This is a genomic window from Umezakia ovalisporum Ak1311 (assembly GCF_029891685.1).
Lineage (GTDB): Bacteria > Cyanobacteriota > Cyanobacteriia > Cyanobacteriales > Nostocaceae > Umezakia > Umezakia ovalisporum.
The window spans coordinates 38,105-53,403 of record NZ_JANQDJ010000079.1; the positions used below are offsets into that span (position 1 = coordinate 38,105).

Consider the following 15,299-nt stretch of genomic DNA (forward strand, 5'->3'; position numbering starts at 1 on the left):
GTTATAAGAAGATATGTCAAAAAAGCTGCAATTATTCACAGGTCTTTGTTTGACTGGGGTAGTGGTTACAGGCAAACCTGTTTGGGGATTTACCCAACTGAATCAGGTGAAAATTCCCGCCAGTACTGGGAAAGAATTGATATCTCAAAATTCCACACCCCAATCTACAATTATTGTCAATGGGGTACAAGCTAACCCAACCGAGAAAGGTGTCGAGGTGATTTTAAAAACCACTGAAGGAGAAAAACTACAAATCACAAATCGCAGTGTTGACAATAGTTTTATTGCAGAGATTCCCAATGCTCAATTGGTTTTACCCAGTGGGGATGGGTTCACATTCACTTCTTCCGGATCAGTTCCGGGTATTACCGAAATAACCGTTACTAATATTGACCCTAATAGTATCCGCGTGACAGTCACTAGTGACGAGGGACTACCAAAAGTTGAGTTATTTAATAGCAGTCAAGGTTTAACCCTCATCATAACACCTCTTGTAACTTTCCCACAAAAACCTCAACCAGAAAAGACATCACAACCGCCAGAAAGCCCAGATGGAAATCAAGAATCTATAGAATTAATGGTGACTGCAACACGTACGGAAGAAAACTTGCAGAATATATCACGTTCTGTAACTGTGATTAAACGCGAGGAAATTGAACAGCAAGCCAAGTTAACAACCAACTTAGCTGATATTTTGGCTAAAACTGTTCCTGGCTTTGGCGCGCCCACGAACCGTAGCAACACATTTGGGCAAAGTTTACGCGGTCGTAATATTTCAGTTTTAATTGATGGCGTCCCTCAGAATGCTAACTTGCAATCAATTCCCGCCGCACTCACAACTATAGATCCAAATGCGATTCAACGCATTGAAGTTGTTCGCGGTCCTAATGCGATTTATGGTGGTCAAGGTACTGGTGGTGTAGTCAATATTATTACGAAAAGGCCAAGCGGTCAAAGACTAACTTCTACAACAAATATTGGTTTGGATAGTTCTTTGACTCGTTCTGCAGATAGTTTTGGCTATAATCTGTCACAGGAAATATCTGGGACAGAAGGTGTATTTGACTATACTGTGGGTTTTTCTTTAGCGACAACTGGAGGTTTCTTTGATGCACAAGGCGATCGCATCGCTAATTTTGCAGGTGATGAAGATAGCAGAAAAATCAATGCTTTAGCTAAGGTAGGAGTGGAATTAAGTCCAGACAAACGTCTACAATTTACTTTTAATCATTTTGACCAAAAACAAGATACTAATTTTATTTCTGATGAAGCAATTGATGAAATTCCCGGAATTCAAAAATCTCGCGCTCTCAAGCTACCTGAAGGAACAACTGTGATTGGCCCTAGTGATGGGAGCTTTATCAAAAATACTTTATTCAGTTTAAATTACACTAATGACAATATTTTAGATAGTAAACTTCAGGCTCAAGCTTACTATCGTAACTATGGTTTTGGTGGAGGAATTCCTACTAATAACTTGAATGGAAGGTTACGAGCTATCACCCAGTCAGAAGGTGAATCTGAACAGTTGGGTGGAAGATTGCAAGTTGAAACACCTTTCAATTCTCAGCAAACCCTGAGTTTACTTTGGGGAGTTGATTATCAAAAAGAACGTAGTTCTCAAAGATTTAATATTTTTGACCCTGAGGAGTTTGAAGCATCAGGAAACCGAGTTTTTCGCAAGATTGACGAGCGCACTTTTGTTCCAGAGTATGATTTTAGAGAACTGGGTATATTTGGTCAGCTGCAATGGGATGTCAGCGATAGTTTACGGTTCAGCGGTGGCTTACGTTATGTGAATATAGGTGTGAGTTTAGAAGACTACACTACCGCAGAATTTCCCCGTCGGGATATTCAAGGTGGCGATCGCAGTTTTGATTCCACTGTTCTTAATGGTGGTATCGTCTATAAATATACCCCACAGATTAGTGTTTTCGCTAGCTTTGCCCAAGGGTTTTCTGTGCCAGACTTGGGTCGTGTCTTCCGCAGACCTCCTGGAGGTGTAGTCAATATTTTAGATTCTTTGCAATTAACAGAACCACAGAAAGTAGATAACTACGAAATTGGCATTCGCGGTGAATGGGAGAATATCCAAGGGTCACTTTCTGGTTTTTACAATTATTCTGACTTAGGTTCAAGTTTTAATTTTAACCCTGACACTGATTTCCTAGAAACTGTTCGCGCTCCCCAAAGGATTTACGGTATAGAAGCTGCTGTTGATGTCCAGACTGCTGAAAGTTGGAAACTCGGCGGTACAGCAACTTGGATAGAAGGTGAAAATGATGACGATGATGATGGGGAGTATTTAGCACTTAATAGTATTACAGTTCCACCTTTGAAATTGACCGCTTATATAGAGAACCAAACTCTCCCAGGTTGGCAAAACCGATTACAATTACTCTATTCAGGCAATCGCCATCGCGGCTTTAATGATGAAGTTGAGGATGGGAAAATTAGCAGTTTCATTACCGTGGATTACCTGAGCAGTATTAAAGTAGGTGAAGGTGAACTACAGGTTGGCATTCAAAACTTGTTCAATAACCAATACTTCCCAGTTTATTCACAATACTTTGCACCTTTCTTTGACAGTGCTAATTATGCCGGAAGAGGTATAACTCTAAGTGTTGGATATAGAATTTTCTGGTAAATACTCAACACAGGATGGGTACATGGCTCACCCTATGTATAAACCTTAAAAATAATCCTACAAATATATCAGAAATAAATTTTGCATAAATTATGCCAATAAGAAAATTTTTTTTCGGTAACTTTATATCCTTATTATTAACTATTGCCACAGGTTTGATTATCATAAGTTGTGGAATTAATAATACACGAAATTTTCACTTAAACTCTGTTGATATAGATCCAGTGCGGGTGGTCAGACACGCTATGGGTCAAACCAAAGTACCTTTCCATCCCCAGAGAATAGTCGTCTTAGGTGGCTTAGATAATATTTTAGCTTTAGGAATCAAACCAATAGCAGCCACAACCTTAAGCGATAACAATTTTGTGCAATATTTAGACGATTTAACCGACGGAATTGAGAAAATTGGCATGAATGGTCAACCCAATTTAGAAAAAATTTTATATTTAAAACCAGACTTGATTTTAGGGTTAGATTGGGATGCTAATTTATACGAGGAATTATCTTTAATTGCACCCACAGTTTTAGCACAGGGGGATATTGACTGGAAGCGGTGGTTAACAAAATTTGGTGAAGCACTTGGTAAAACAGAAAAAGCAGAAAAATTACTGCAAGACTATGACCAAAGAATCAAAAATTTACGTCAACAGCTGGGTGATAATCTTCCACAAACCCAAGTATCCTTAGTGAATTTTTGGAAAAGTTATGCTCGGATTTATATGAATCGCTCATTTGGAGGCTTAATTTTACAGGAAATAGGTTTACCTCGCCCTATATATCAAAATCAAAATAAAACTCAAGAAAATATTTCCTTAGAATTAATTCCCAAAATAGAAGGTGACGCTGTTTTTCTGATACTAGGAGGACATAACGAATCAAAGTTACAACAATTCATTAATCATCCTTTGTGGTTACGGTTACCAGCTGTACAAGAAAATCGTGTTTATCCAGTCACAAGTGATATATGGATTGCTTCATGGGGAATTATTGGAGCTAATGGAGTTGTGGACGACATATTCAAATACTTAGTAGGAAAAAATTTGCCATCTTCATAGGCGTAATTAAGCGTAAAACAGCGAGAATTAGCTGAAAAATAATCACTCCTGTACTCTGAAATCAGCCTCCAGATATAGTTTGCTCATAGCTAAAACTTATGAAAATTGGGTTACAGCAATATTGGAACTTACTCGTAGAGTATCTTAAACCCCAAGGGGGAAGCGTTGCTAAGTTTGCCATGGCTCTTTTGGGTAGTATCGGACTACAATTAGTTAATCCCCAAATTCTGCGTTACTTTATTGACACAGCTGTAGCTGGTGGTTCAGGAGAAAATTTATTCTTAGCCGCTTTAGTATTTATCACTGTAGCTTTAATCACCCAACTGATGACCATTGCTGCTACTTACTACGGCGAAAATATAGCTTGGAGAGCCACCAACGCTTTACGCGCCGATTTAGTTGACCATTGTTTGCAACTAGATTTATCTTTTCATAAATTCTCCACACCAGGGGAATTACTAGAAAGGGTAGATGGTGATGTTCACACTATGAAGCAGTTCTTTTCTAGATTGAGCGTTCACATATTTGGGAACTTGCTGTTGATGTCGGGTGTGATTGTAGTATTCTTTGCAGAAGATTGGCGAGCCGGTTTAGCCATCGCATTTTTTAGCCTAACAGCATTATCTACTTTAATTCGCCTGCGTTCTATAGCTGTCCCCCATTGGAGAACTTATCGTCAAATTAGTGCTGATTTTTTTGGTTTCGTGGGTGAACAACTAGCCGGAATGGAAGACATCCGCGCCAATGGAGCGAAAAGCTATGTAATGCAACGCTTCCACAAAATTTTACAAAGCTGGCTACCCATCTTTCATCAAGCCCGCTTTGCTAGTACTATTCTTTGGGGTACAACTAACGGTATTTTTACCCTAGGGACTACCATCGCCTTAAGCGTTGGTGCTTACCTTTGGAGTCAAAATATTATTACTATCGGTACAGTATATTTACTATACTATTACACCAATTTACTCAGGGAACCCATTGAACAAATTCGCGACCAATTTGAAGATCTGCAACAAGCAGAAGCTAGTATTTACCGGATTCAAGATTTACTCGCAGTTAAATCCCAACTCACTAAAGGAGGGGAACAGAAACTCCCTCACGGCGCACTTGCAGTAACTTTTAATAACATTTCATTTAGCTACAATCACCGAGAATCTGGCGTTGAAGATTTGGTATTGCAAGACATATCTTTTAATTTACCTGCTGGTCAAGTATTAGGCTTATTAGGGCGTACAGGTAGCGGTAAATCTTCTTTAGCCCGGTTATTATTGAGACTATATGACCCACAATCAGGCTCAATTGAGTTAGGAGGTGTAGCAATTAACCAAGTTCCCATGACAGATTTACCTAAACACGTTGGATTAGTAACTCAGGATGTGCAATTGTTTCAAACAACAGTGCGGAATAATCTCACCTTTTTTGACCACGACATTAGCGAAGAACGCATATATGAAACTTTAGAAATATTGGGATTATCACAATGGTTGTATTCATTACCCCAAGGCTTAGATACAAATTTAGGACCAGATAGTAGCGGCTTATCTGCGGGACAGGCTCAGTTACTCGCATTTACTCGTGTGTTTCTCAAAGAACCTGGTTTAGTGATTTTAGATGAAGCTTCTTCTCGTCTCGACCCCATCACCGAGAAATTAGTTGAAAGGGCTGTTGATAAGTTATTAACTCGGCGTACAGGCATTATTATTGCTCATCGTTTAGCCACTGTACAAAGAGCAAACCAAATTTTAATTTTAGAACAAGGTAGAGTGAGTGAATATGGTCAACGAGAAGAATTAGTTAAAAATTCTCAATCGCGTTTTGCCCAGTTGTTACAGACAGGCTTTAATGATTTATTAACCTAATACCACTTTTTTCTCCAGTTCGCGTCCTGTGAGTTTGAGGAACTAAGAATTACAAATTAACAACATATCATGGAATCAACAAAAAAGTGCAAACATTGGCAGTTACTGTGGCGACTGATTTGCTATAAACCAAAACTATACATCATTGATAGTATCTACTGGATTTTAATTATGGGCTTACCTGCCCTACCTGGTTTAATCATCAGGGAATTTTTTAATAGTTTAACTAATAAAGCTATATTGGGATTATCACCTATAAGTTTAATTACATTATTACTAGCTCTAAATTTGGGACACATCGCAGTTATATTTGCGGGACGTATCACCAAAACTCAGCACCGTTTTATTATGCGCTCATTACTGCGATTTAATTTGTTAGATAGCTTGTTTGAAAATCACACTCCACAGCCAATGATTGTTAATCAAGAAGCTGAAAAGACCGCATCACAGGGGGAGATAATTAGCTATTTTCGTGATGACGCTGAACAAATAGAAGACAACGTTGCATGGATATCAGAAATTTCTGGAGAAGGAATATTTGCTGTTTTTTGTTTAGTAATTTTATTGAGTATCAACGTGCAAATGACACTATGTGTGTTTTTACCCTTAGTAGCTATGTTGGCTATTATTCAACGAGGAGAAAATCGGATTAAGAAGTATAGAAAAGCCAGTCGCCAAGCTACTGAAAAAGTTACAGGAATTTTAGGTGAAATATTTGCTTCAGTACAAGGGATTAAGGTTGCTGGCGCAGAAAGAAATGTCCTGGATTATTTTCGTACTTTAAATGACCAACGTCGCCAAACCATGATTAAAGATAGCCTTTTGAACGCTATTCTCAATTCTGCTTTTCAAAATATGGTGACTGTCGGTACAGGGATAATTCTACTCTTGGCTTCTCAATTAATGCAAAGTGAGACCAATCAGTTAACAGTGGGTGACTTTGCTTTATTTGTCTATAACCTCTCTTTTGTCACTAGCTTTTTTACCTCTTTTGGTGCCTTTCTAGCGTTGTCTAAGCAGACAGAAGTATCTTTTGAACGTATGGCTAGTTTAGTATCTGCTGTATCGGAAAATGCATTAGTAGCCCCGAATCAACTTTATTTAAATGACTTGAATAATGCACAGAAACCTTTGCCAAAAGTAGAACAACCCTTGAGAAATGAAAAGGATAAACTTCAAATTTTAACTATATTTAATTTAACATATATTTATCCTGGTACTCACCAAGGAATTAAAGATGTTAGCTTTGAAATTCAGCGCGGTAGTTTGACTGTAATTACTGGTGAAATTGGTGCCGGTAAAACTACATTACTGCGTTTATTGTTAGGATTGTTACCTAAACAAAGGGGAGAAATTTACTGGAATGGAAATATAGTGGAAAACCCTGGTAATTTTTTTGTTCCACCTCGTAGTGCTTATACTCCCCAAATTCCTCAGTTATTTAGCTACACTCTGCAAGAAAATATTTTATTGGGTTTGTCTAAAGATAACCAAGATGTAGCCATAGCTTTAAACATGGCTGTGTTTGAGAAAGACTTGGCGACTATGAATGAAAACTTAGACACCATAGTTGGTTCTAAAGGAGTGCGGTTGTCTGGTGGACAAATACAACGGGTAGCAGCAGCTCGAATGTTTGTGCGTCAACCGGAGTTACTGGTATTTGATGACCTTTCCAGCGCCTTGGATGTAGAAACAGAATTAACGTTATGGTCGCGGATATTTACCAAGAGCAATACACAAGGGGAAAATCTTTGGACACCAACTTGTCTTGTGGTTTCTCATCGCCCTTCTGTATTGCGTCGCGCTAACCAGATTGTTGTGCTCAAAGCAGGTAGAGTAGAAGCACAGGGGACATTTGATCAAATTTTTAGGGATAATTCGGGTATTTTCACTCCCTAGTTCCCATAGCATTACCAGCTAAATATGCTGTTGTCCAAGCACTTTGGAAATTAAAACCACCAGTGACACCATCAATATCTAAAATTTCTCCGGCAAAGTAAAGTCCGGGAATTAACTTACTTTCCATGGTTTTAAAGTTGATATCTTTGAGCTTAACACCGCCACAAGTGACAAATTCTTCTTTAAAAACTCCTTTCCCTGTAATTAAATATTTTCCCTGAGTTAGTTCTTGGACCAGCTCATTTAATTTTTTGTTGGATAGTTCTGCCCAACGGTCTGCTGTAGTTATACCCGCTCGATCAATAAGATATTGCCAAAGGCGATGGGGTAAGTCAACTCCCCGATGTAAAGCTATGGCTTTTTGTCCCCATTGGGTCTTAACTGCTAAGATTTGTTCCCGCATTTGTTCTTGATTGAAGTCAGGTAGCCAATTGACTAATAATGTGGCTTGATAGCAATTTTCGTGGAGATATCTTGCACCCCAAGCCGAAAGTTTCAGGACAGCAGGGCCACTCATACCCCAGTGGGTAATTAATAATGGCCCTGTTTGTTCTAGTTGGGGTTTTACCGTACCAGGTAACCGTAATTGTACAGAGTTGACACTCACCCCAGCCAATGACCTGAGCTTGGGGTCAGGAATATTAAAGGTAAATAAAGAAGCAACAGGGGGTTCAATATCATGACCAAATTCCCTAGCGATTTTATACCCGACAGGGTTGCTTCCTGTGGCTAATAGTAAGCGATCGCACTGTTTAGTTTCTCCAGATTTTAACAGAATTTCAAACCCTGGTGCTTGAGGTAGTTTTTTCACAGCAACCACTGGTGTCCCAGTGCGTAGTTCTACCCCACATTGAGCCGCCCCTTTGATTAGACATTCTACAATAGTTTCTGAAGTATCTGTAACAGGAAACATCCGCCCATCGGCTTCTGTTTTTAACCTAACACCCTGGTTATTAAACCAATTAACCGTATCTTGAGCTTGAAACCGAGTGAAAGCACCCCGCAAGGCTTTACCACCCCTGGGATAATTTTGTACTAATTTAGCTGGTTCAAAGCAAGCATGAGTAACATTACAGCGTCCTCCACCAGAAATGAGCACTTTTGCCAGTGGTTGACGAGTAGCTTCCAGTAATGTGACTTGGGCGCGAGGATTAACTTCAGCACAAGCGATCGCCCCAAAAAATCCAGCTGCGCCACCCCCAATAACTACAATGTTTAATGGCAATAGTTTAATATTCAAAGCTAAAAACGTCTCTATATGTAGCACCTACCTCTAGGCTAGCGACTATTTTCACAATTCTAGAGGTTCAAACAAGTCTTTTGTTGCCCCGCAAACTGGACAAACCCAATCTTCTGCGATATCTTCAAAAGGTGTTCCCGGTCCTATACCGCCATTAGGGTCGCCTATTTCAGGATCATATTCGTAACCACAAACCGTACATACATAATTTTCCATAGTTTTTACCCCTTGGGATCACACATTCACACTACAAGCGCCACCAAGTTCTTTGCATATAGCTCACAATTCCTGTAGCCATCGCCCCGAGTACTAATACTCCTATTACTCCACCTGGAATAAAGGTCAAAACACCAAAACCTCTAAGCAACCACACTCCTACCCCAATACCAAGAAGAACGCCAAAAACTTGGGTTAGTGTCCGACTTAAAGAAGATTGACTCATGATAATGTGCCCCTCAAATCAAGCTCAAGACTGTTTTGTTGACATTATGAATATTTTCATCATTCTCAACAACCGCCAAAAAAATCTGTTTTTTAGCAATAAGTTCCGGATTTTACTGCAAATTATTGGCAATCAACCGAATTTTTTCAAGTCAAATTAAATTTGACTATTGATGTTGACAAGATAAATTTGTTATCAGACAATCTATATTATATAAATGCAAGGACAATTAAAAACATTTTCTTTAATTATGTACATATACGTATGAAATTGTATTTGTGCAATTCTGCCCGTTCCAAATGGGATTTTCATCCAGAAGTAGTTGTATTTTCTGAGATTCTAACTTATGGTTTAAAAAACCGTGACAATAAATACAGTTTATTGAGTAAACCTTCGGAATAATGTAGTACAAAAGATTGGTTTCAGAGCATGGCCCTGGAACCAAAATTGAGTTGGTTGAAATTAATGCTATTTATATAGCTCGCAGTTTCAACGCTGATAGGTGGAGAAGTTGAGGAGTAACTGGAATCAATATGTCTGCGTCTCATATCTCAGACTCAATGATTAGAGGTTTGAACATGCCTTGGAGTCAAGACAAGGAATCGTCACTCATGAAGGGTGAAATCTTGTTGCAAACAGAATCCCATACAGCTTGGGGTGGATCTGTTACCGCCTGTATGTATCTACCGTTATTGCGATCACAGGTATGGCAGCAATTAACTGATTACCCTCGTTGGGTACAATATTTCCCTGACATCACTAAAAGTGAAGTTTTGTCCAAAGGTGAAGTTAAACGGGTGTATCAAGCAGCACAGAAAACTTTTTTATTTTTTACGGCTCAAGTCGAAATTTATCTTGATGTTGTAGAGTTACTAGGACAAGAAATTCAATTCCGGATGCAAAAAGGCAGTTTTCTTGATTTTACAGCTATTTTAGATTTAAAAGATTTTGGCAATGGCACTTTGTTGGCATATCAGGTCAAAGCTACCCCTAATATACCCATCCCAGCAGTTTTTATTCAGCAAGCCATGAATTTTGAGTTGCCCGCAAATATGCGTAAAATGCGACAAGTCCTATGTAAAATTCAATAAAGGTAATGTCACAGGTAACAACTATTTTGGAATTTTGGTTTGGTCATCTAGATGCAGGTGATTATGGTAAACCGAAGGTTGATTGATGATTGACTTCATCCTGGCAAGGATTTATCTTGCACAGGAAAAAGACTTTGTACGGTAACCAAAACCAAGTTCATAGTTTTAGGCTAATTAATGACTGAGACGCGTTCTCTGTTGGGGAACGTGTCTTTTTGGTCTGAACTCAAGAAAACTGCCTTGATATCCATATTTGGTTGGCTTTTAAACCATAATTCTTCTAGCTCATATTCAGTAAAGTAGAAACCTAAATTAGCAGCAAAATTGACTATTTTAGTTTTACTCCAATGAAAGCTGCCGAAAAATCCACAACAACAGCACTTATTACAGTACTGTTCATAAATAGCTTGATCTGACATCAAAATTTGATAAAAAGCATCAACTTGTTCTAGAGACATAAATTTTGAACTTGTAAAATTTTTCGTAGTTTACTAAAGATTACAGTAATTAATCACACCTTTCAGTTTCAATCATCAGCTTTTACGACTCTTTATTTATTTCTAACAATAAAAATTTATCACTAAGTAAAGTTTTCAGTAAATACATAAATACAAGTAATAGGGTATTTATTTTCTCCCTTTCTTTGGTTACATCAATGCTACATCCCAGTGCTAATACTTTACGTATTTTCTCCCAATAAAATTTTAATAAAAATTGACTGTTTTAAGATGGTGCTTTGGGCGAGGCGAAAACACGCCCTCTTGAATTCTCAGTAAAAAATTAAAAGTAGAAGATTAAAAATGGTGCGTTGTCCTCTAGGACAACGCACCCTACAAAAATGGGTTTGGATTTATTTAATCATTTATCTGAACTACCCCACGGATGAATCCCCTGAATTCCAACTTACCACGTAAGTTTCCTTTACCCTAACTGACTCTCACTCCTGTACATCGTGGGATCAGGTGTTGGAATCTGGGGGAAATTTGGAGATTTCCTCCCCAGTGATTTCCTACATCTCCCAGTCTGTGGCTATTCTTAGCCGGTAAACACCTCCGCAGGTAAGCGACTGAAGGAAAGGCGCTCATTCTGTACATCCACAAAAATTGTGTCACCGTCGTTGAATTCACTACGCAACATAGCTTTGGCAATTTGGGTTTCTAATTCTCTCTGAATTGCTCGCTTGAGTGGACGTGCTCCATATACAGGGTCATATCCTACTTCTGCTAAAAAGTCAAGGGCATGATCTGACAATCTCAGGGACATCTTGCGATCGCTTAATCTTTCCCTTAATCTTTCTACTTGCAACAAAACAATTTGTCGCAGTTCTTTTTTATCTAAGCCGTGGAAGATGATAATTTCATCAATGCGGTTGAGGAATTCTGGACGGAAACTATTTCGCATTGCTTCCATGACGCGGCGACGCATTTCGTCGTAAAGTGTAGCGTCTCCAGCAATATCGAGAATATACTGTGAACCGATGTTACTGGTCATGATAATAATCGTATTTTTGAAGTCCACAGTATGACCTTGAGCATCAGTAACACGACCATCATCAAGAATTTGCAAGAAGATATTGAAAACGTCAGGGTGTGCTTTTTCGATTTCGTCGAACAGAATCACTGCATATGGACGACGACGAATAGCTTCCGTTAACTGTCCGCCTTCTTCGTAACCCACATATCCGGGAGGAGCACCAATTAGCCGCGAAACTGCGTGTTTTTCCATGTACTCTGACATATCAATTCGCACTAAAGCTTCTTCAGTGTCGAACATATAGGCCGCCAGTGCTTTGGCTAATTCGGTTTTACCCACCCCTGTAGGGCCCAAGAAAATAAAGCTGGCTGTGGGACGATTTGGGTCAGCAAGTCCAGCACGCGATCGCTGGATAGCATCTGCTACAGCCGTCACAGCTTCGGATTGTCCAACTACCCGATGATGCAGTTCATCTTCTAAATACAGCAGTTTTTCTTTTTCCGACTCTACTAATTTGCTGATGGGAATTCCAGTCCACTTAGAAATAATTTCTGCAATGTCAGCTTCAGTGACTTCTTCACGCAATAGGGATTTACCAGTTTTTTGGGCGTTGGCTAGTTCCGCTTCTGCTCCTTCTAATTTGCGGTGTAAATTAGTTAATTTGCCATATTTCAACTCAGCAGCACGATTCAGGTCATAATTTCTTTCAGCTTGCTGAACTTCTAAGTTAACCCGGTCAATTTCTTCTTTAATAGACTGAATTTTATTGATAATATCCTTTTCAGACTGCCATTGAGCAGTTAAAGTTCTTTGTTCTTCCTTAAGATCCGCAAGTTCCTTTTCAATTCTGTCTAAACGTTCTCTGGAAGCTGCATCAGTTTCTTTTTGCAAAGACAGCTTCTCCATTTCCAACTGCAAAATCTTCCGGTCGATTTCGTCTAGTTCTTCCGGTTTAGAAGTAATTTCCATTTTCAGGCGGGCCGCGGCTTCGTCTACCAAGTCAATGGCTTTATCCGGTAAGAAGCGATCGCTAATATACCGACTGGACAATGTAGCAGCTGCAACTAAAGAACTATCGGATATTTTTACCCCGTGGTGGACTTCATAGCGTTCTTTCAAGCCACGCAAAATAGAAATTGTATCTTCTACACTGGGTTGATCCACATAAACCTGTTGGAAGCGTCTTTCTAGAGCTGCATCTTTTTCGATATATTTACGATATTCATCTAAGGTTGTGGCTCCAATACAACGCAATTCACCCCTGGCCAACATAGGTTTTAACAAGTTACCAGCATCCATAGCCCCTTGTGTAGCCCCAGCACCGACGACGGTATGAATTTCGTCAATAAATAAAACTATATTCCCCCCAGATTCAGTAACTTCCTTTAATACCGCCTTCAGGCGTTCTTCAAATTCCCCGCGAAATTTAGCGCCAGCTATTAAAGCCCCCATATCTAAAGCAATCAATTTCCGGTCTTTGAGGGACTGGGGGACATCACCAGCAATAATCCTTTGTGCTAGTCCTTCAGCAATTGCAGTTTTACCAACACCTGGTTCACCAATCAGTACAGGGTTATTTTTGGTACGCCGAGACAGAATTTGAATTGTGCGCCGAATTTCATCATCCCGCCCAATTACTGGATCAAGTTGACCTTGACGTGCTGCTTCTGTGAGGTCACGCCCATATTTTTCCAGTGCTTGATATTTTCCCTCTGGATTTTGGTCGGTCACTTTTTGACTCCCACGAATTTGCTTAATGATATTCTTGAGCTTGCCTTCGTCTAAACCAAATTCTTGAAATAAAGTTTTACCAAAGCGGTCATCTTTGGCGTAAGCCAGCAATAAATGTTCAATTGAGATATATTCGTCTTTGAAATCTTGACGATATCGTTCTGCTTTATCTAAGAGTGTATCTAAGCTGCGTCCCAAAAATACAGATGTGCTACTACCAGACACTTTCGGCTGTCGTTGAAGATATTCATCAGTGCGATCGCGGATTTTTTGCAAATCAACACCCCCCTTGGTGAAAATACTGCTAGCTAGTCCTTCTTGTTCTAGCAGTGCTTTCATCAGGTGTTCGCTTTCGAGTTGCTGTTGTTGATATTGTTTAGCAACATCTGGAGTATGGGCGATGGCTTCCCAGGCTTTTTCGGTAAATTGGTTAGGATTAGTGGGTTGCATAAATTTTTGCAATAATAAAGAACCGCCAAGGATAAATACCTTCAGGCTGCACCGACTTAAATTTTCTATCGTTAATCCATATTGTAAGCAGCAGCCCTGATTAGCGAGATCGGTGTTCACGTCTTCTGTGAGTGGTATTTCCCTTCCCCCACTCCTGAATTTACAAGTATTCTTAGGAAACACTGACCATAACCCACATGATTGTTTACAAAAAATCACAGCAGAAAGCCCACCCGCTTCTAGCTGTGGGAGTGTCAACAATTAGTACCTGTTGAGATTTCAAAGAGACTGAATATACCTAATCAATTCCAAAGTCAGTTCATAGTATTCTTCATCTTCCTGTTCCTGAAACAGCTTTGCACCTTGATTAAAATCAGCTATTGCACCTTGCTTATTTCCCAAGCCAAGACGGGAAATTCCTCGCGCCACGTAAGCTTTGGCGTAGCTAGGATTCAGCTTGATAGCTTGATTAAAATCAGCTATTGCCCCTTTATAGTCTTCTAAACTACTACGAGCAATTCCCCGGACACGGTAGATATCAGCATCATTAGGATTCAGCTTGATAGCTTGAGTATAATCAGCTATTGCCCCTTCATAGTCTTCTAAACTACCACGAGCAAATCCTCGATTATGGTAGATATCAGCATCATTGGGATTAAGCCTGATAGCTTGAGTATAATCAGCTATTGCCCCTTCATAGTCTTCTAAACTACCACGGGCAAGTCCCCGGGCATGGTAGATATCAGCATCATTAGGATTAAGCCTGATAGCTTGAGTATAATCAGCTATTGCCCCTTTATGGTCTCCTAAACCACCACGGGCAATTCCTCGATTATGGTAGATATCAGCATCATTAGGATTAAGCCTGATAGCTTGAGTATAATCAGCTATTGCCCCTTTATGGTCTTCTAAACTACCACGGGCAATTCCTCGATTATGGTAGATATCAGCATCATTAGGATTAAGCCTGATAGCTTGATTAAAATCAGCTATTGCCCCTTCATAGTCTTCTAAACTACCACGGGCAATTCCTCGCAGGAAATAGGCTTTAAAAAACTCAGGATCAATCTTAAGCACTTCTGAAAAATCAGCGATCGCACCTTGATATTGTCCTTGTTCCAGCTTCTCTATACCTTCAAAAAAATAATTACGTGTTTGTAACTGCTTTCCCTGTTTCCACTTTCCAGAGTTGCTTACATCACATTGATTTGTATTGCACATTGCAGCCACTACCTGGAGCTGTGCTAAGACTATGAATATCCCTAATACTGTACTTGGTATTATTCTTAGCAACCTGGCAAATTGGGTATTTTTCGTTTTAACTACCATCTGTCACCGCCAATTATTGGTTGTGTATATCATAACACCAAGTGGAATTACCCACTTCCAATCAACAATTAAATTAAAGACGG

The 15,299-nt window shown here is 39.5% G+C and carries 11 protein-coding genes; 5 read left to right on the forward strand and 6 right to left on the reverse strand.

What is annotated here, in order from left to right; all coding sequences use genetic code 11:
* Positions 1 to 13 precede the first annotated feature (13 nt).
* From NWP25_RS15445 to NWP25_RS15460, 4 genes are all read left to right on the forward strand, one after another.
* Positions 14 to 2,647, forward strand: coding sequence for a TonB-dependent receptor domain-containing protein (locus NWP25_RS15445; protein ID WP_280699727.1), 2,634 nt, complete (start codon positions 14 to 16; stop codon positions 2,645 to 2,647).
* A 92-nt stretch (positions 2,648 to 2,739) separates the two neighbouring features.
* Complete coding sequence (locus NWP25_RS15450) at positions 2,740 to 3,702, forward strand: iron-siderophore ABC transporter substrate-binding protein (RefSeq protein ID WP_280652311.1); 963 nt, start codon at positions 2,740 to 2,742, stop codon at positions 3,700 to 3,702.
* A gap of 98 nt (positions 3,703 to 3,800) precedes the next feature.
* Positions 3,801 to 5,561, forward strand: a complete 1,761-nt coding sequence (locus NWP25_RS15455; protein ID WP_280657079.1) for an ABC transporter ATP-binding protein — start codon at positions 3,801 to 3,803, stop codon at positions 5,559 to 5,561.
* Between the two features lie 69 nt (positions 5,562 to 5,630).
* The gene (locus NWP25_RS15460; protein WP_280652313.1) at positions 5,631 to 7,460 is read left to right on the forward strand and encodes an ABC transporter ATP-binding protein; all 1,830 of its coding nucleotides are present in this window, start codon (positions 5,631 to 5,633) and stop codon (positions 7,458 to 7,460) included.
* Here NWP25_RS15460 and NWP25_RS15465 read toward each other — a convergent pair.
* From NWP25_RS15465 to NWP25_RS15475, 3 genes are read right to left on the reverse strand one after another with little or no spacing between them, the layout of a single operon-like run.
* Positions 7,450 to 8,694, reverse strand: coding sequence for a BaiN/RdsA family NAD(P)/FAD-dependent oxidoreductase (locus tag NWP25_RS15465; protein ID WP_280652377.1), 1,245 nt, complete (start codon positions 8,692 to 8,694; stop codon positions 7,450 to 7,452). The two genes, NWP25_RS15460 and NWP25_RS15465, sit on opposite strands and share 11 nt — an antisense overlap.
* A gap of 57 nt (positions 8,695 to 8,751) precedes the next feature.
* Complete coding sequence (rd, locus tag NWP25_RS15470; protein ID WP_280652314.1) at positions 8,752 to 8,916, reverse strand: rubredoxin; 165 nt, start codon at positions 8,914 to 8,916, stop codon at positions 8,752 to 8,754.
* Between the two features lie 31 nt (positions 8,917 to 8,947).
* Positions 8,948 to 9,142, reverse strand: coding sequence for a hypothetical protein (locus NWP25_RS15475; RefSeq protein ID WP_280652315.1), 195 nt, complete (start codon positions 9,140 to 9,142; stop codon positions 8,948 to 8,950).
* 533 nt (positions 9,143 to 9,675) lie between these two features.
* On the opposite strand from NWP25_RS15475, the gene NWP25_RS15480 reads away from it, so the two are divergent.
* Entirely contained in the window at positions 9,676 to 10,233 is a 558-nt protein-coding gene (locus tag NWP25_RS15480; protein WP_280652316.1) for an SRPBCC family protein, read from the forward strand.
* A 170-nt stretch (positions 10,234 to 10,403) separates the two neighbouring features.
* Here NWP25_RS15480 and NWP25_RS15485 read toward each other — a convergent pair whose 3' ends face one another.
* The 3 genes from NWP25_RS15485 to NWP25_RS15495 form a co-directional block, all read right to left on the reverse strand.
* Positions 10,404 to 10,691, reverse strand: coding sequence for a hypothetical protein (locus tag NWP25_RS15485; RefSeq protein ID WP_280699728.1), 288 nt, complete (start codon positions 10,689 to 10,691; stop codon positions 10,404 to 10,406).
* A 577-nt stretch (positions 10,692 to 11,268) separates the two neighbouring features.
* Entirely contained in the window at positions 11,269 to 13,887 is a 2,619-nt protein-coding gene (gene clpB, locus NWP25_RS15490; protein WP_280652378.1) for an ATP-dependent chaperone ClpB, read from the reverse strand.
* 279 nt (positions 13,888 to 14,166) lie between these two features.
* On the reverse strand, positions 14,167 to 15,108 hold the full coding sequence (locus NWP25_RS15495; protein WP_280699730.1) for a tetratricopeptide repeat protein: 942 nt from the start codon (positions 15,106 to 15,108) through the stop codon (positions 14,167 to 14,169).
* Positions 15,109 to 15,299 lie beyond the last annotated feature (191 nt).